14 protein-coding genes are annotated in these 17,209 nt (G+C 59.4%); 3 read left to right on the forward strand and 11 right to left on the reverse strand.

What is annotated here, in order from left to right:
• The first annotated feature begins 358 nt into the window (after positions 1-358).
• Positions 359-724 carry a DUF2087 domain-containing protein gene (locus AC2TDJ_RS03330; RefSeq protein ID WP_480840210.1) on the forward strand — a complete coding sequence of 122 codons (366 nt, stop codon included), beginning with the start codon at positions 359-361 and terminating at the stop codon, positions 722-724.
• Positions 725-783: 59 nt separating this feature from the next.
• Here AC2TDJ_RS03330 and AC2TDJ_RS03335 read toward each other — a convergent pair whose 3' ends face one another.
• From AC2TDJ_RS03335 to metG, 3 genes are all read right to left on the reverse strand, one after another.
• Positions 784-3,921: an efflux RND transporter permease subunit gene (locus AC2TDJ_RS03335; RefSeq protein ID WP_480839214.1), complete on the reverse strand. Its 3,138-nt coding sequence runs from the start codon at positions 3,919-3,921 to the stop codon at positions 784-786.
• A 3-nt stretch (positions 3,922-3,924) separates the two neighbouring features.
• The gene (locus tag AC2TDJ_RS03340; RefSeq protein WP_480839216.1) at positions 3,925-5,103 is read right to left on the reverse strand and encodes an efflux RND transporter periplasmic adaptor subunit; all 1,179 of its coding nucleotides are present in this window, start codon (positions 5,101-5,103) and stop codon (positions 3,925-3,927) included.
• A 279-nt stretch (positions 5,104-5,382) separates the two neighbouring features.
• The gene (gene metG / locus AC2TDJ_RS03345) at positions 5,383-7,101 is read right to left on the reverse strand and encodes a methionine--tRNA ligase (RefSeq protein WP_480839218.1); all 1,719 of its coding nucleotides are present in this window, start codon (positions 7,099-7,101) and stop codon (positions 5,383-5,385) included.
• Between the two features lie 257 nt (positions 7,102-7,358).
• Between metG and AC2TDJ_RS03350 the strand changes: the two genes are divergently transcribed.
• Positions 7,359-8,075, forward strand: a complete 717-nt coding sequence (locus AC2TDJ_RS03350; RefSeq protein WP_480839220.1) for an OB-fold-containig protein — start codon at positions 7,359-7,361, stop codon at positions 8,073-8,075.
• A 32-nt stretch (positions 8,076-8,107) separates the two neighbouring features.
• A complete protein-coding gene (locus AC2TDJ_RS03355) occupies positions 8,108-9,778 on the forward strand; it encodes a flotillin family protein (protein WP_480839222.1) in 1,671 nt (556 codons plus the stop codon).
• A gap of 33 nt (positions 9,779-9,811) precedes the next feature.
• Here AC2TDJ_RS03355 and AC2TDJ_RS03360 read toward each other — a convergent pair whose 3' ends face one another.
• From AC2TDJ_RS03360 to AC2TDJ_RS03395, 8 genes are all read right to left on the reverse strand, one after another.
• On the reverse strand, positions 9,812-11,035 hold the full coding sequence (locus AC2TDJ_RS03360; RefSeq protein ID WP_480839224.1) for an MFS transporter: 1,224 nt from the start codon (positions 11,033-11,035) through the stop codon (positions 9,812-9,814).
• A gap of 80 nt (positions 11,036-11,115) precedes the next feature.
• Entirely contained in the window at positions 11,116-11,709 is a 594-nt protein-coding gene (locus tag AC2TDJ_RS03365; RefSeq protein ID WP_480839226.1) for a YceI family protein, read from the reverse strand.
• Positions 11,706-12,920, reverse strand: a complete 1,215-nt coding sequence (locus AC2TDJ_RS03370) for an MFS transporter (RefSeq protein ID WP_480839228.1) — start codon at positions 12,918-12,920, stop codon at positions 11,706-11,708. The genes AC2TDJ_RS03365 and AC2TDJ_RS03370 overlap by 4 nt, the downstream gene beginning before the upstream one ends.
• 64 nt (positions 12,921-12,984) lie before the next feature.
• Positions 12,985-13,605 (reverse strand): ImuA family protein, encoded by a 621-nt coding sequence (locus AC2TDJ_RS03375; RefSeq protein ID WP_480839230.1) that lies wholly within the window; start codon positions 13,603-13,605, stop codon positions 12,985-12,987.
• A 59-nt stretch (positions 13,606-13,664) separates the two neighbouring features.
• Complete coding sequence (locus tag AC2TDJ_RS03380) at positions 13,665-14,246, reverse strand: retropepsin-like aspartic protease family protein (protein WP_480839232.1); 582 nt, start codon at positions 14,244-14,246, stop codon at positions 13,665-13,667.
• A 44-nt stretch (positions 14,247-14,290) separates the two neighbouring features.
• A complete protein-coding gene (locus AC2TDJ_RS03385; protein ID WP_480839234.1) occupies positions 14,291-14,911 on the reverse strand; it encodes a MarC family protein in 621 nt (206 codons plus the stop codon).
• Positions 14,908-15,300 (reverse strand): ACT domain-containing protein, encoded by a 393-nt coding sequence (locus AC2TDJ_RS03390; protein ID WP_480839236.1) that lies wholly within the window; start codon positions 15,298-15,300, stop codon positions 14,908-14,910. The genes AC2TDJ_RS03385 and AC2TDJ_RS03390 overlap by 4 nt, the downstream gene beginning before the upstream one ends.
• Positions 15,297-17,150 carry an ABC-F family ATP-binding cassette domain-containing protein gene (locus AC2TDJ_RS03395; RefSeq protein ID WP_480839238.1) on the reverse strand — a complete coding sequence of 618 codons (1,854 nt, stop codon included), beginning with the start codon at positions 17,148-17,150 and terminating at the stop codon, positions 15,297-15,299. The genes AC2TDJ_RS03390 and AC2TDJ_RS03395 overlap by 4 nt, the downstream gene beginning before the upstream one ends.
• Positions 17,151-17,209: the final 59 nt, after the last annotated feature.

The following is a 17,209-nucleotide window of genomic DNA, read 5'->3' on the forward strand; positions in this document are numbered from 1 at the left end:
CCGATACGGTCGGCAGACACCGAGGCGTCGCTGCTCTGTTCAGAGTGCTAAACCTGCCCGAAGACACGAACGACATCGCATACATCAGGGCGTAGTTTCGTCAAGACAGCGACCAACGATCGAGCACACCGCCCGACATGGATGCATGATGACCAAAACTTCTGTTCCCTTGCACGCTGAAGACCTGACAGGTTTCGTACGTGCACTTTCCCGACAACTGGGTGAAGCAAGCCCGTCCCATCTAACGCTTATGAACATGGTCGCTCGGGCCGCGGGATATCAAAACGTTCAGCACATGCGCTCTGCCAACGCCGCCCGAAGACGGCTGGACACTGCAAAAGAGCAACAACCGTTGGATATGCGGGCGGTTGAGCGAACCCTTCACCTTTTTGATGCGTCCGGCAGATTGCGTCAGTGGCCTTCGAAACGATCTGTGCAGAACCTGTCACTCTGGGCGCTCTGGTCTGCACTGCCGGCGGGATCCTCTCTTTGGGAAAAAGACGTCAACGCATATCTTACCGAAGAGCATAACTTTGATGACCCGGCTACCCTGCGACGGACCATGATTTCCTGCGGTCTTCTGTCCCGGCGGCAAGATGGAACTGACTACCGACGTGTAGAGCGGGAGCCTCCGGCAGAGGCGAAGGCTGTGATCCACGCCGTGGCGACTCGTCGTCGGGCGCGTCCGGTGCAAACTGATAATACGCCATTAGGGCAGCGGTAGCAGTTCCAAAGAAAAAGCCCCGCAAAGCAGGCGGGGCTTTTGCTGTATCTGCAGAATCTTTAGGCGGCCTCTTCCGACTGACCGGGATCATTCTTGGTGCCCTTGATCCACTCTCGCAAACCCTGCATCAGGGCATAGAGGACCGGCACCACGATCACACCTACCAGCGTCGCGGCGAGCATGCCGCCGAATACGGCCACGCCGATGGCTCTCTGGCTGGCTGCACCCGCGCCACTCGCTGCCAGCAGCGGCACAACGCCCAGCAGGAAGGACAGCGCAGTCATCATCACCGCGCGGAAACGCTGATGCGCCGCCTCGGCCGCTGCATCCTTGATCGAAAGCCCCTTGGCGCGTTGTTCCATCGCAAATTCAACGATCAGAATGCCGTTCTTTGATGCGAGCCCGACAAGCATGATCATCCCGATCTGAGTATAAAGGTTGATGTCACTGCCAACGAGCGCCACAGCCGCAACTGCTCCGAACAGGGCAACGATGACCGACAGCAGGATGGAAACCGGCATTGTCCAGCTTTCGTACTGCCCCACAAGGAACAGATAGCCAAACAAAATCGCCAGCCCCAGAATGATGATCACAAGGCTGCCGGAAGCCAGCTGTTGCTGTGCCGTGCCCGTCCATTCGAACGCATAGCCGGGGGGCAGGGCGTTTGCGGATTCCTCGGTCATCACGTTGATCGCGTCGCCTGTTGACATGCCCGGGGCAGGCACAGCCGTAACCGTTGCCGAACGGAACAGGTTGTGCCGTTTCAGTAGGACCGGCCCCAGCACGTTTTCGACGTCGATCAAAGTGCCCAGCGGTACCATCTCGCCCTTTTCGGACCGCACATAAAGGTTCGAGATATCCTCGACATTGTCCCGATAGGTCCCGTCCGCCTGAATCATTACACGGTAGACCCGCCCAAACAGGTTGAAATCGTTGACGTAGTAGGAACCCAGTTGCGCTTGCATGGTTTGGAAAATCTCGGCCACGGACACCTGCAACGTCTTGGCCTTTTCCCGATCCAGATCGACGAACAGCTGCGGCACGTTTGCGCGGAAAGTGGTGTAAGCCTGCCCGATTTCGGACCGCTGATTGGCGGCATAGACAAATGATCCGACGGCCGAAGCCAGATCCTGCGGTGAACCGCCTCCGGTCTGTTGCACCTCCATTTCAACACCGGCGGACATGCCGAGGCCCTGAATGGGCGGTGGGTTGAAGGCCACGATTGATGCGGCGGATTCCCCGTTGGCGATGGCAAGCACCTTGGCGAGAATTGCGTCGGCGCTTAGGTCATCATCTTGCCGTTCGTCCCAGTTGTCGAGGTTCACAAAGATCGCGGCACCGTTGGTCGTGGTTCCGTTCAGCAGCGAGAAGCCATTGATCAGAACGGTGCTGGCGACGCCGGGTATTTCCTGAATTTGTTCATCCACACGCGCAGAAACGGTCTCGGTGCGTTCCAGCGTGGCGGCGTCCGGCAACTGAATATCGACGAACAGGTAGCCATTGTCCTCAAGCGGGATAAAGCCGCTGGAGGTATTGGACATGATCGTACCACCACCCATCGCCAGGGCCACGATGATACCCAAGGCGATAACTGGCAGGACCAAAAGCTTACGAACGATCGAAACGTACCCGTTTCGAACGTTGCCAATGAACTTCTCAAACAGTGCCAGAACGCCTTTCGGCGGACCGGTCCGCGGACGCAAAACCATCCCGCAAAGAGCAGGAGACAGGGTCAAAGCATTGATCGACGAAATCACAACGGCCGTTGAAATCGTCACGGCAAACTGCGAGTAAAGCCGTCCTGAGATGCCGGGCATAAATGTGACGGGCACGAACACCGCCAGAAGAACAAGGGTGGTTGCTATGACTGGCCCGGTGATTTGGCCCATTGCTTTGCGGGTCGCTTCGGCCGGGGGCAACCCTTCCTCTGCGATGATCCGTTCGACGTTTTCCACCACCACGATCGCGTCATCCACCACGATCCCGATGGCCAGTACCAGCGCGAAAAGTGAGATTGTATTCAGCGACATGCCGAAGGCCAGTAGAAAGGCAAATGTCCCGATCAGCGAGACGGGAATGGCCACCGCAGGAATGATCGTTGCCCGCCAACTGCCAAGGAACAGGAACACGACCGTGATCACCAGCGTAAAGGTCATGATCAGGGTCGTGACCACGTCGTTCAGAGATTGTTCAACGAAGTCCGTCGTGTTGAAGGGCACTTGATATTCAACGTCCGTCGGGAAGGAACGAGACAGGCGTTCAAGTTCGGCTTCCACCCTGTCCGACACAGCCAGCGCGTTCGCGCCGGGGGCCTGATAGATGCCGATAACGGTCGCCGGGACGCTTTGGAAAAAGCCAGACGCGGCGTAGTATTCGGCACCAAGCTCGACGCGCGCGATATCCCGGACCCGTACAATTGACCCGGCATCACCAGTGCGGATAACGATATCACCGAACTCTGCGGCAGAAGTCAGGCGGCCTTTGGTCTTGATCGTGTATTGAAAGGTTTGCCCTTCGGGCACCGGTGGCGCGCCGATGGACCCAGCGGAAACCTCGATATTCTGCTCGCGAATGGCATTGATGACATCGCCGGGCGTGATCGACAGCGCGGCCATCTTGTCCGGGTCCATCCAGATCCGCATGGCGTATTCCAGATTGGTCAGAACGTCCGCTTTACCCACGCCTTGAACACGCGCCAACGCGTCTTTCAGGTTGATCGAGGCATAGTTGGACAAGAACACGCTGTCATAAGTGCCATCGGGCGACGTCAGCGTGACCAGCAGCAACATGTTGGTCGATGCTTTCTGCGTCACGACCCCGGACGAGGTCACCTCGGTCGGCAGTGACGACATTGCCTGTGCAACGCGGTTTTGAACGTTCACCGAGGCGATATCCGGATCGGTGCCAACCTCAAACGTAATGTTCAAGGAATACGAGCCGTTATCCGACGAGGTTGACGTCATGTAGATCATGTCGTCCACACCGTTCACCTGAGCCTCGATAGGGGCGGCGACGGTGTTTTCAACAGTTTCGGCGTTGGCGCCAGTATAGGTCGCCGTCACGCTGACCACGGGTGGGGTAATGTCCGGAAACTGGGCGACCGGCAGAACCAGATAGCCGATACCGCCCAGAATGGTCAGCACCAGCGAGATGACAAGCGCCAGCTTGGGCCGGCTGATGAACAGGGCTGAGAACATCGGTTACTCTCCCGGCTGTTCAGAGGCCACGACCGCGTCGACGGCCACACCCGGACGAACCCTTTGCAGGCCCTCGACAATCACGCTTTCGCCCTCGCGCAACCCGTCCAGAACGATGATTGCGGTGCCAACCGTGTCACCGGTTGTGATATAGCGCTGCTCGACCATCTGCTTGTCATTGACGACCAGAACGAATTCGCCGCGCTGATCACGCTGCAGTGCCGCTTGCGGGACCAAAACCTGCAAGGTGGGTTCCAGTGCTTCGATCTGAACGTTTACGAAAGCACCGTCGATAATCAGGCGATCCGCATTGTCGAACTGCGCGCGCACGGTGATCGCGCCGGTCAGCGGGTCGATGCGGTTGTCAACAAAGACGATTTCGCCGGTTTCATCTAATTCGGTGCCGTTGGGCAAGGTGACATGCACGTTGGGGCTTTGATTGCTTTCGGCCAACGATGCCGGGTTCTCGCCAAATTGCTGAAGGACCGACGTGAACATCTTTTCGTTCAACGAGAAATTGACGTAGATCGGAGCTTCGCTGACCAGATTGACCAGCGGCGGGTTGTTGGGTCCGACCACATCACCGACGCTGGTTTCGATCCGGCCGATCCGGCCATCGAAGGGCGCGTGGATCTGGGTGTAACTCAGGTCCAGTTCCGCCTGCTGAATTGCGGCGTTGGCAGCTTTGACTTCAGCCTCGGCCACCAATTCGTTGGCGCGGGCAATGTCACGCTCGGATTCAGGCGTCGCGTCACGCTTATACAACTCTTCCTTCCGGGCCAGATCCACCTTGGCCAGTTCCAGATTGGCCTCGGCTCGGTCCAGATCGGCCTTGCGGGCCTCAAGCGTTGCCTCGTACAGGTCAGGTTCGATGGTAAAAAGCAGGTCGCCTTCCGAAACCAAGGCCCCGTCTTCCACTTCCTTGCTGTCCAGAAAGCCGCTGACACGGGCAATGATATCTACCTTGTTGATCGCTTCGGCCCGGCCAATGAATATGGCCTCGTCAGTGATCTCCTCAGTGTAAGCGGCAGCGATGGACACTTTCGGTGGTGGCGCTTCGCTTTGATCCTGCGCCCATGCCGTGCTGGCCATCCCCAATATCGCCGACCCTGCCAGAGACAGGCCAAGTTTTCTGAGATGCCCGCTGTCTGAGAGCTTGGAGGTAAGGAATGCTGGGGACATGGCGGGCGCCTCGTTCAAGTATTGGATCAAGTGCCAAGGGTTGTGTTCAGCCCCGGCGAGTCGTGGAATTCCCTCGCAGGATGGCCGTTTTGGCGGCATATCTCAAGCTTCTTGAATGCGTTCAGAAGGATAGATATGCCGGGATTTTTCCCATTGATAGGCTGACTTACGCTGAAAAACTGAGCGCAAGCGCATCGCCTGACCTTTTGTCTTGGGTACAAAACGAAGCACCGGGGGCCGATCAAGCCCTCGGTCTTTCAATCCGGAGCTCCGGAAGATTCAGTCGCGTGTTCCGGCGAACCTTGTCTGCCAGTCTTCTCGCTGCTCATCCGTGACCTTGGCAAACATTACATCCGGCACGGTGAATTCATGACCGGCGGGCAGGGTATTGAGCGCGGCCTCCACGTCGTCGGGCCAGCTAGTATCCAGCGTGTTCATCGCGCTCAACATTTTTGCCGAGGTTTCCGGGATGAACGGAGCGCTGAGCACGGCATAAAGGCGAATAAGGTTCAGCCCCAACCGGACCTGCGCAGCGGCTTGTTCCGGGTCTTCCTTGAAAGTCGACCACGGTGCTGCTGCTTGCAGATATTCGTTGCCCGCCACCCAGATCGCGCGCAGTTCCTGCGCCGATTTGCGAACCTCCATCGCTTCCATATGCCCTTCATAGGCGCGGACGCGTTTGGTCAGTTCATCGATCAGTGCTTGCTCACGCTCGCCATAGGTGCCGCCTTCGGGCACGGCCTCACCGAATTTCGAACGGCAGAACTTGGTGATCCGGCTGACGAAGTTACCCAGAACGTCGGCGAGGTCTTTGTTCACCGATTGCTGGAAATTCTCCCACGTGAACTCGCTGTCACTGCTTTCGGGTGCATGGCTCAGCAGCCACCAACGCCAGAAATCGGCCGGCAGGATCTCCAGCGCCTGATCCATGAACACGCCACGGCCCTGCGAGGTGGAGAACTGGCCGCCGTCATAGTTCAGGTAGTTGAACGACTTCAGATGATCGACCATCTTCCACGGCTCGCCCGAGCCCAGAATGGTTGCGGGGAAGCTGAGCGTATGGAAGGGCACGTTATCCTTGCCCATGAATTGGACATAGCGGACATCGTCGGCACCTTTGTCAGTCCGCCACCAGCGTTCCCAATCCGTATCCGTCTTACCGTTCGCATCAGCCCATTCTTTGGCGCAGGCAATGTATTCGATGGGGGCGTCAAACCAGACGTAGAATACCTTACCTTCCATACCTGGCCAGTCCTGATCGCCTTTCTTGACCGGAACACCCCAGTCCAGATCGCGGGTGATGCCGCGGTCTTGCAGGCCGTCTCCGTCATGCAGCCACTTTTTCGCAATCGAGGTCGTCAGGATCGGCCAATCCGTCTTGCTGTCGATCCAGGCATCCAGCTGATCCTTCATCGCTGACTGGCGCAGATACAGGTGCTTGGTCTCGCGCACTTCCAGATCGGTCGAGCCGGAAATGGCCGAGCGCGGTTCGATCAGGTCGGTCGGGTCCAGCTGCTTGGTGCAGTTCTCGCACTGATCTCCGCGCGCGCGCTCATAGCCGCAGTTGGGGCAGGTGCCTTCAATATAGCGGTCGGGCAGGAAACGTTCATCGGCGTTCGAGTAGACCTGCTTCTCGGTGACTTCACGGATCAGCCCGGCGTCATCGAGCTTGCCTGCGAAATGCTGGGTCAGCCTCTTGTTCTGTTCGCTGGACGAGCGGCCGAAGTGATCGAAGCTGAGGCCGAAGCGCTTGGCGATATCGGCCTGAACGCCATACATTTCGGCACAATACTCGGCCACGGGCTTGCCCGCCTTGGCCGCCGCCAGCTCGGCCGGCGTGCCGTGTTCGTCCGTGGCGCACAGGAACATGACCTCGTTTCCCCGGCCGCGCTGGTAGCGCGCGTACAGATCGGCAGGCAGTTGCGAGCCGATCAGGTTGCCGAGGTGCTTGATCCCGTTGATGTAGGGGATCGCCGAGGTGATGAGAATCCGAGCCATGTTCCGTTTCCGCATATCTAACTGCGCGCCCGTCTACCTTATGTCACCGTCCAGCAAAACCCCGCCTTTCGCCTGGATGTCATTTTAGACACGCTGGCCGGTCGATATTGCCTGAAACACCCATGTCGGATTGCACAGGCGGAAGGCGTTGCAATACCCATAGGTTGCAATTTAGAATCACAACCCCTTGAATTCTTACAAATGGCTTCCCATTTTAAGTGTATACCAAAGTATACAAAAACGAGGGCAACCTGCTGATGTTCAACTTCCTCCTCGAGGGTGCGTTTGCGCCCTTTACCCTTGCGCTTGCGCTTCTGTTCGGCCTTTTGGTGCTGGAACTGATCGCGCTGATACTGGGCGGCAGCCTGATGGCGGGTGAGGGTGAAGTTGATCTGGACATGGTCGACGCCCCTGATCTGGACATTGGCGATTTCGATCTGGATATCGACGCGGATGTCGATCTGACCGAGTTTGAACTAGCCGAGGTCGAAGCAGACGCGCCCGGCGTGGCTCCCGCAGGGCCGATGGCCTGGCTTGGAATTGGCAAAGTGCCCTTTATGATTTGGCTGGTGGTACTGCTGGCCGGGTTTGGCCTTAGTGGAATGGGTCTGCAGCTGGCTCTGCGCGATATACTGGGCTTTGACCTGCCAAGCTGGTTGGCCGCAATCCCCGCAGGTGCCTTTGGGCTGTGGTTTGCACGCGGCTTTGGTTCTGTATTCGCCCGCCTGCTGCCCAAAACCGAAAGTGAGGCGACGTCCGAACGGATGCTGGCGCGCCGCCGTGGCGTGATCACTCAGGGCACAGCCTCTCGCGGGCGCCCGGCCGAAGTGCGCGTATCCGACCGTTATGGCAACTCGCACTACCTGCGCGCGGAACCGTTGCAGGACAAGGACGCGCTGAAACAAGGCACCGACGTGTTGGTGCTGCGCGACCGACGGCGTGACCGGTTCGTTTTGGTCGGCTTGTCAGACTAACGAATTTTCAACCCCAATACGGAGGAATTTGCATGGAACTTCCCTTCCTGGCCGTCACAGTTGTGACCATTTTAGCGGTACTTTTGTTCATAGGCCTTGTATTAGGCCGTCTCTACCAACGTGCGACCCGAGAGGTCAGTCTGGTGAAAACCGGGGCGGGCGGCAAGAAGGTCATCATGGATGGCGGCGTCATCATCGTGCCGCTGCTGCATGAAGTAAGCCCGGTCAATATGAAGACCCTGCGTCTGGAAGTGCAGCGCAGCGGCGAGGCAGCCCTGATCACCAAGGATCGGATGCGTGTGGATGTAGGCGTCGAGTTCTATGTCTCTGTTATGGCGACCGAAGAGGGCATTGCGCGCGCCGCACAAACGCTGGGTGATCGCACCTTTGACGTCGAGCAATTGCGTGAGATGATTGAAGGCAAGCTGATCGACGGTCTGCGGGCCGTGGCTGCTCAGATGACCATGGACGGTCTGCACGAGAACCGCGCCGATTTTGTGCAGGAGGTGCAGAATGCAGTGTCCGAGGATCTGCTGAAGAACGGCCTGTCACTGGAATCCGTCTCGCTGACTGCGCTGGACCAGACACCGTTTGAGGCTCTGGATGAGAACAACGCCTTTAACGCCGTGGGTATGCGCAAGCTGGCCGAGGTCATTGCGACCTCGAAGAAAGAGCGCGCGCAGATCGATGCCGAAGCCGAGGTCGAAGTCCGTCGTGCTGCGATGGAAGCTGAACGCCAGAAGCTGTTGATCGAGCAGGACGAGGCGCAGGCGCGTATTGAACAGACCCAGAAGGTCGAAACCCTGCGCGTGGCGCAAGAGGCCGAGATTGCTGCGCGGACGGAAGACTCGGTGCGTGAAACCGAACGGGCCCGGATCGCTCGTGAAGAAGCCATCCGCGCCGCCGATATCGAACGCGAGCGTAAAATCCGCGAGGCCGAAATCTCGAAAGAGCGTGAACTGGAAGTAGCCGAGCAAGAGCGGCAGATCATCATCGCGCAGAAATCCGAAGAAGAAAGCCGTGCCCGTGCGTCCGCCGACCTGGCTCGGGCCGAGGCGACCAAGGCGACGGAAGCCGTGGCAACCGCTCGCGAAGTGGCTGAGGCCGAGCGCCAGAAGCAGATTGCTCTGATCGAAGCCACGCGTGAGGCAGAACGTCAGGCAACCGCGATCCGACTGGCCGCACAGGCCGAGAAAGAAGCCGCCGCCGACCGTGCAGAAGCGCGCAGGGAAGAGGCGCAAGCCGAAGCGGACGCGTTGAACATCCGGGCCGAGGCCAAGAAGAACGACATGCTGGCCGAAGCGGAAGGTAAGCGCGCGATTGTCGAGGCCGACAACGCCCTGTCGCAGGAACAGATCCGCATGAAGGTTGATCTGGCTCGGATCGAAACCATGCCTTCGATCATCTCGGAAATGGTCAAGCCGGCAGAGAAGATCGACTCGATCAAGATCCATCAGGTCGGTGGGATCGGTGGTTCGAATGGTGGCAGTGCCGCAAGTGGCGACAAACCGGTAGTCAATCAGGCCCTCGACTCGATCATGGGTATGGCCGTGCAAATGCCCGCGCTCAAGAAACTGGGGGAAGAGCTGGGCCTGTCGATGGAAAACGGCGTCGGTGGCATTGTGAACGGCGCGCTGGAGTCGACAACCGAGCCGGTGGAAGGGGCCGAGCTGGTCGAACGGGAACCACGCGCCGAGCATTAACCAGAAAGGGCCGGGAGTTTCCCGGCCCTTTTTCTATCGCCCCTCGCGCGACCGTTTCAGCAGTCGGCCAATCGTAAACGAGGTTCTTGGTGCGTAGACATAATTGGTTCGTTCCTCCGGCGTGGGACGCGACCGCATCCGCGCCAAACCAAAGATGATCAGGAAAACGTGGCCCAATGCAACGAATGCAAACAACGCTCCGGGTCCGAACTGCTCGATCAATGTGGATGAAACATAGGGCGAAGCGATTGCTCCCAATGCGTACCAGAACATCAAGGCTGCAGACAATTCGACCCGCTGTTCTGTAGTGGCAAAGTCGTTTGCGTGCGCGGAAGAAACCGAAAAGATCGGGAATGTCGTGAAACCGAAAACGCCAGCAGCTAGCATGACGCCGAGCGTTCCCGTGCCGCTGGCGACCATCGTGACCCCGCAACTCAGAACGGCCGCAACGGACAACCAGATCAGGACCCACCGCCGATCATATTTGTCGGCCAGCCATCCCATCGGGTACTGCGCCAGCGCGCCACCCAAAACAAATGACGCCAGGAAGAACGCGATCTGATCTACGCCCAGACCAACCTCTTGCCCATAAACCGGGCCGACCATCCGGAACGAGGCCGAGCTGAGAGCGGCGACGATCACGCCTGCCACCGCCAGCGGCGAACTGCGCCATGCCAGCTTTGGACGCAGGCGCGGGGCGTCGGGCGTAATTGGCTGGCTGGCGCGCGTCAACGTAAGGGGCAGCAGCGACGCGCAGCACAATATGGCCAGCAGGTTGTACGAAACATAAGAGGCAGGTGGCAGAACAGCGATAATCAGCTGGGCGCCCAGAGATGCGCCCATGTCGACGATCCGATACGTGCCCATCGCGCGCCCACGCGTCTCATTGGTGACCTTGGCATTCAACCAGGCTTCGATCACCGTATAGCTTCCGGCAACGCAGGTGCCCGAGGCAATACGCAGCCCGGCCCAGATATACGGGTTATCTGTCAGTGTGTGGCCGATCAGACCCATTGCGCCCAATGCGGTGCAAACGGCAAAGGCTCGTGAGTGCCCGATATTGCCCATAAGGCGCGGTGCCCACCAGCACCCGACAAAGAACCCAAGAAAATGCGCCGACCCCAGCAGACCGATCTGTTCGGTCGAAAACTCCAGAGTGATGCCCGAGATTGCGTCGAGTGGGCCAACGCCGCCCGTCGAGAGCTGCAGAAGAATGACTGAAAGAAACAGGGCGGCAAATGAAATGATCGTGCGCATGATATAGCCAGATTGACTGTATCCAGGGACAATGCGCGCGCCTAATCGACTTTCGCAAGTCGTTTTTTGCCAATCCGAGTTCAGGTCATGCGAATAATCTCGGCCCGGATGTTCAGGCCCACCTGATCGTTAACAAGATCGGGATAGCCTGACGCGCCAAAGTCGTGGCGGTTCAGCGAACCGGTCAGGTGAATGTACAGAATATCCAACTCATCCGCGGCGCTGCCTGGTGGCCGGTAAAGGTTTGCACTGAGCGTTACCGGGCGGGTAACGCCGCGCACGGTGAGGTCTCCGGTAACGGATGCGCCCTCTGAAATGCGTCCTGTAGGCCCAAGTCGAATTCTGGTCGAGGTGAAGCGGATCGTTGGGTAACGGTCGGCGTCCAGCACACTTGCGCTCAGCATCGGACCGCGGGCAAAGGGCAGTTTGGTTCGCGCCCTTGCCACATCCAGAACAACGTCGACACGGCTGTTTTGCAGGCGTTTCGTGTCGACCAGAATATTGGCTGACCGGATCGGCATCGTGCCGGATTGCGTCACTCCGGACAGTTCGAAAGAAAACCCAACGGACGTTCCTTCGGAGGCAAGAGTATAGGGAATAAGCGTTGCCCGCGCACCTGCCAGCGGCAGGGTCGCCAGACCGGCGATCAGGGCGCGACGGGTGAGGCACCTCATGCCGGTGCCTCCAATCTGCGTGGCCGCGACCGGCTGAGCAGAAACAACAGGATGGCGATGTTCATTCCATTCCAGAGGATGCCATTCACAAAGGCCAGTTGGTAATTACCGGTGACGTCATAAATCCAGCCGGACATCCAGCCTCCGAGGGCCATTCCCAGGATGGTCATCATCATCACGAACCCCACCCGCGCGCCAGCCTCTCGCGGCGGCATGTATTCGCGAACGACCAGTGCGTAGCTGGGGACGATGCCCCCCTGCGCGAGGCCAAACAACATGCTGACGATATACAGCGAAACCATGCCGTCATAGGGAAGGAACAGGAACAGGGCGATGCATTGAAGGACCGAGCCGATCAACAGGGTATGAAGCCCGCCCAGCCGGTCTGCGACAAGGCCGGAAATCAGGCGGCTGACCACACCTCCGAGCAGCATCAGACTCAGCATTTCAGCGCCCACGGCGGGGCCGTAGCCCAAGCCGACGCAGTAGGACACGATGTGAACTTGCGGCATCGACATTGCCACGCAACAGCCGATCCCGGCCAGCCCCAGAATATACTGCAACGCACGCGGCGAGATGCCAACGCTTTGCGCCCTGATCTGGGCAGCGGCAGCAGCGGTGCTGTGCGCTTCAGCAGGCACCTGACGGCGCAACAACAGGGACAGCGGAACGACGACGGCCAGCGTGATGATGGCCAGTGTCAGGTAGACCTGTTGCCAACCATCGCGCGCCAGAATGCCTGACAGCAGCGTTGGCCAGATCGCACCGGACAGGTAGTTGCCGCTTGCCACCAGCGCGACCGCGATCCCGCGCCTGCGCATGAACCAGTGCGAGATGTCTGCAATCAGCGGCCCGAACCCAACCGACGTTCCCAAACCCAGCAGCAGATGCGCCGCCGATAGCATGGCTATGGTCGGGGCGAATGCAGCCAAAATGTAGCTGATAGCGCTCAGTACGGCGGCACCGATCAGGGACCAGGTCGCGCCCAATCGATCGACGAGCTGCCCAAGCGCCATGTTGCCAAGCGCAAATCCGATCATGGTTAGGGTAAACGGCATCGACGCCGCTGCGCGCCCGGCCTGAAACTGGGTTTCGATGGCAGGCATCACGACAATGACGGCCCACATGCCTACGTTGATCACGGTAGCTATGGCCAGAGTGATCAGAAGGCGAAGCCAGGAATAGCGGCTGTCGTGGATCGCGTGGGTCATGCGGCAACGCTAGGGCGCGCCCCTGGTTTTGACCAGTCACAAGTTTCGTGATCGGTCTGGTGCGTCAAGCGGGGATCTCTTCCGTTTCGATCCGCTGCAAGTGCAGACCGGCCCGGGCGGCGGTCTGGCTGGCCTGCCAACTGACCGGGGGCAGGGCGCGGGCGCGGCGGCGGGTCAGGGTCCAGCGCCTTGCCTCGCCCCGATGGGTCGCGGCCATGTGCCAGCGCGTCTCGACCCCCTGCGCGCCGCCGTCGCCGGGGGTCAGCAGCAGACCCAGCGGAGCCCGCCCCATCGCGCCGCCCTGCTCAGCGGCCAGATGCATCCGTCGCACCGGCGTCAGCCCCGGCGCACCCGGCAGATCGCCGATGATCAGAGGGATCGCCCCGCTGCGCAGTGCCTCTTCCATGCACCACAGCAGATCCTCGGCGCGGGTGGGGCGGACGAACAGGAACCGCGCGGGGTCGGCAAAGGGCATCATCCCGTCGGGGTTCAACTGGCCGGGCTCCCACGCAGGGGAAATCCACAGCACCGGCCCCTGCGCCTGACCCGCCAGCCACATGGCAAAGCTGCGCCGGGCGGGGCCGCAGGCCTCGTGCACGCGACCCAGTTGCAGTGTGATCTGCGGGTGCAGTTTCAGCCCCGGCGCCTCTCGCGCGGGTTTGCGGCCAAGAAGATGTGCAGACATGCCGGGATGCTAGCATGTTCCACTTTTGTTCTCAAATGAAAAGCGTCGCTGTTGCCCGGTTAACGCGACAGGATCAGACGGCCATCCGCGAACTGGATATTGGAAAACCGATGCAGATACTCCATGCCAAGCAGCGACTGATTCAAATCACCTTCATTGATCGAGGCGCGAACGTCGCGATCTGTGATCGGTCCCAGCGCCAGGCTGTCCAACCGCACCGGTGCAGTACGGACCACGCCATTGGCCGTCGCGGCCCGTCCCAGATAATTCAGCTGATCCGTATCAATCCCAACCCGTTCGGCATCCTGCGGGCTGAGCACGATCTGACTGGCTCCGGTATCGACCAGAAACGTGACCGGTTCGCCATTCACCAGCATCGGTAGATAATAATGGCCATCAAACGATCGCGGTACCTCGATCCGATGATCCGACACGGTCATTTGCGGCGTGGTGCTGACGGTCGAGCGGATGTCGCCCCACAACCCGATCACTGCGATGACGCCGATAAAGATAAACACCCAGGCGGCGACCATCTGCATGGTTTTGCCCAAAGATTGGCGGTTCTGAGTGATGAACCACATCAGCAGGGCCGCCCCCAGCAAAACCAGATAGGTCAAACGCCCGATCTCATAACCATCCATACCGTCGTCCAAAAAAATCGCTCTTACTGTCCCAATATGGGAATTCATGACGCAAAACCAAAGGCCTTGAGGCCATCCAGAATGAACTGAACCGACAGGGCGGCCAGCAGCATTCCCAGCAACCGGGTCAGTACGTTCAGCCCGGTTTTTCCCAGAATGCGCGCGATCAGCCCGCCAGAGAGAAAGAACAATAGAACCACAGCCATGACGGCCAGCATAACGGCGCACGCCATCGCGATTCCCTGAAGGCCGGGGTTTTGCCCTGCCAAAAGAATGATCGTTGCAATCGATCCAGGGCCGGCGACCAAGGGAATTGCCAGCGGAAAGACGGACGGGTCTGGGTGGTCTTCTTCTTCCGCGCGATCCTCACGCCGCTTGGTGCGCCGTTCGAAAAGCATGTCGAGCGCGGTCAGAAACAGCAACGCGCCACCGGCCACGCGAAATGCTTCCATCGAGATGCCGACAAAGCCCAGCACAGCCTCACCAAAGGCAGCAAAGGCGATCAGAATACCCGATGCCGTCAAACAGGTGCGATAGGCGACTTTTCGACGTGCGCGCGCATCCATGTCCTGCGTCATGGCCACGAATATCGGCGTAGTTCCAAAAGGATCTATGACCACGAAAAGCGTAGTGAAAGCCGTTATGAAGAAAGCGATATCAATCAATCTTCTGCATCCTCTTGCAGACGTTCCAGAACCTGCATGGCTTCGTCCAGTTGAGATGCTGGGACATAGACATGATCGTGAAAGTACCCGGCGACCATGTTTGCCGGAATACCTGCTTGCGCCAGTGCTGCCGAAACCGCGGCGGTGAGACCAACACCTTCGAGCGAGGAATGGACCTGCAGCGTGATGCACCGCATGGGAAGTGCATTCTCGGGGGCAAAACCGATGGGAACGATAAGCGAGAGGCCTTCGTTTTCAATGCAACTGGCGCGCGTTCCTTGTGGCCAGACGGTATCATCGGGCCAGGTGACGAAGGCGAATTCTCCGGCAACGGCACGCGGTCGCATGCCTGAGATCATTGCCCTGGTGTCCTTGACGGGTGTGGTCATGCGGCGGCCTCGGCCTTCTCAAGCCGCTCGGCGGCGGCGACCCACAGGGCCTCGGCCTTTTGCATGGCCTCATTCACTTCGGCGAACTTGCGGTTCCAGTTTTCCAGATCGCTGATCCGGTCGTCCTCGTAAAGTGCCGGGTCGGCCAGTTTGGCCGAAAGCCTTTCGTGCATGTCCGTCAGTTTTTCGATCCGGTCCTCGCATTTTCGCAGCTCGGCGCGCAGGGCCAGCATCGCCTCGCGCGAGGGACGCTTGGGCTTGGCGGTTTGCAGCTTTGTCTTGACGGGTTTGTCACGCTCCAGAAGCATGGCGCGATAAGCCTCGAGGTCGCCATCAAACTGCCTGACCGTACCGCCCGAGACCAGCCATAATCGGTCGGCGACCAGCCCCAGCAGATGCATATCGTGACTGACCAGAATGACCGCGCCGGAATAGGCTGTCAGGGCTTCGACCAGCGCCTCGCGGCTTTCGATGTCGAGGTGGTTGGTCGGTTCGTCAAGGATCAGCATGTGCGGCGCGTCGATGGTTGCGATCAGCAACGACAGCCGCGCTTTTTGTCCACCTGACAGGCGCCCGACCAAAGTTTCCGCCTGATCCGCATTCAGCCCGAACCCGGCCAGACGCGAGCGCCATTTGCCCGGCGCCTCATCCGGGCGCAGGCGGCGCAAATGATCGAGAGGTGTTTCGTCCACGTGCAGCTCGTCCACCTGATGCTGCGCGAAATAGCCGATCCGCAGCTTCGAGCTGCGACTCATCTTGCCTGCCATCAGCGGCAAGCGGTCCGACAGCAGCTTCGACAGGGTCGACTTGCCCTGACCGTTCTTACCCAGCAGCGCGATCCGGTCATCCTGATCGATGCGCAGGTTGAGGCGGCGCAGAACCTCGGTTTCACCATAGCCGGTCACACCACCCTCAAGCTGAATGATCGGCGGTGACAGCTCCTCGGGTTCTGGGAAAGAGAACGCACGCAGCGCGGCCTCTTGCGGGGTCGAGATCAGTTGGATGCGCTCGATCATCTTCAAACGCGACTGCGCCTGAACCGCCTTGGATGCCTTGTAGCGGAAACGGTCGACGAAACTTTGCAGGTGGGCAATGCGGGCCTTTGCCTTGGCATTTTCCGATTCCGCCTGCGCCAGACGTTCCGCCCGTCGCTCGGCGAATTTGTCGTAAGGCACGGCGTAGTAAGTCAGCTTGCGATCTTCCAGATGCAAGATCGAGCCCACCGCGCGGTTCAGCAACCCTCGGTCATGGCTGATGATGATGACTGTGTGCGGGTACCTGGCCAGATAGCTTTCCAGCCACAGCGCGCCTTCGAGGTCCAGATAGTTGGTCGGTTCGTCAAGCAGCAGCAGGTCAGGCTGAGAAAACAGCACCGCCGCAAGCGCAACGCGCATCCGCCAGCCACCCGAGAAATCGGAGCAGGGCTTTTGCTGATCCTCATCGTCAAATCCCAGACCTTTCAGGATCGAGGCCGCGCGTGCCTCGGCTGACCAGGCGTCTATATCGGCCAATCTGGTCTGAATTTCAGCTATGCGGGTAGGGTCGCTGGCGCTGTCGGCTTCGGCCATCAATGCGCTGCGTTCAGTATCAGCGGCCAGAACCGTGTTGATTAGCGACACATCGGACGAGGGCACCTCTTGCGCAACCCCGCCGATCCGCGCGCGCTTGGGAACGGAAATGTTGCCGGATTCCAACGACAACTCGCCTCTGATGAGGCGAAACAATGTTGTCTTGCCCGTGCCGTTCCGCCCAACCAGACCGACCTTGTGACCATCGGGAATGGTTGCGCTGGCCTCGTCAAACAAGGGGCGGCCTTCGACCGCATATGTGATGTTCTGGATCCGTAGCATAGGCCGAGCACTGAGGCACGGCCGGACGCTTGTCAATGGGGGTTGGTTGGCCGCCTGGT

Source organism: Ruegeria sp. HKCCD6647-2, from assembly GCF_057221075.1.

What these genes read in the sequence shown, in the direction of transcription:
- AC2TDJ_RS03360 (WP_480839224.1), bottom strand. Translation starts at nt 11,035, where the DNA reads ATGCGCACGATCATTTCATTTGCCGCCCTGTTTCTTTCAGTCATTCTT.
- AC2TDJ_RS03370 (WP_480839228.1), bottom strand. Translation starts at nt 12,920, where the DNA reads ATGACCCACGCGATCCACGACAGCCGCTATTCCTGGCTTCGCCTTCTG.
- AC2TDJ_RS03375 (WP_480839230.1), bottom strand. Translation starts at nt 13,605, where the DNA reads ATGTCTGCACATCTTCTTGGCCGCAAACCCGCGCGAGAGGCGCCGGGG.
- metG (WP_480839218.1), bottom strand. Translation starts at nt 7,101, where the DNA reads ATGGCTCGGATTCTCATCACCTCGGCGATCCCCTACATCAACGGGATC.
- AC2TDJ_RS03340 (WP_480839216.1), bottom strand. Translation starts at nt 5,103, where the DNA reads ATGTCCCCAGCATTCCTTACCTCCAAGCTCTCAGACAGCGGGCATCTC.
- AC2TDJ_RS03335 (WP_480839214.1), bottom strand. Translation starts at nt 3,921, where the DNA reads ATGTTCTCAGCCCTGTTCATCAGCCGGCCCAAGCTGGCGCTTGTCATC.
- AC2TDJ_RS03380 (WP_480839232.1), bottom strand. Translation starts at nt 14,246, where the DNA reads ATGGATGGTTATGAGATCGGGCGTTTGACCTATCTGGTTTTGCTGGGG.
- AC2TDJ_RS03395 (WP_480839238.1), bottom strand. Translation starts at nt 17,150, where the DNA reads ATGCTACGGATCCAGAACATCACATATGCGGTCGAAGGCCGCCCCTTG.
- AC2TDJ_RS03390 (WP_480839236.1), bottom strand. Translation starts at nt 15,300, where the DNA reads ATGACCACACCCGTCAAGGACACCAGGGCAATGATCTCAGGCATGCGA.
- AC2TDJ_RS03355 (WP_480839222.1), top strand. Translation starts at nt 8,108, where the DNA reads ATGGAACTTCCCTTCCTGGCCGTCACAGTTGTGACCATTTTAGCGGTA.
- AC2TDJ_RS03365 (WP_480839226.1), bottom strand. Translation starts at nt 11,709, where the DNA reads ATGAGGTGCCTCACCCGTCGCGCCCTGATCGCCGGTCTGGCGACCCTG.
- AC2TDJ_RS03350 (WP_480839220.1), top strand. Translation starts at nt 7,359, where the DNA reads ATGTTCAACTTCCTCCTCGAGGGTGCGTTTGCGCCCTTTACCCTTGCG.
- AC2TDJ_RS03330 (WP_480840210.1), top strand. Translation starts at nt 359, where the DNA reads ATGCGGGCGGTTGAGCGAACCCTTCACCTTTTTGATGCGTCCGGCAGA.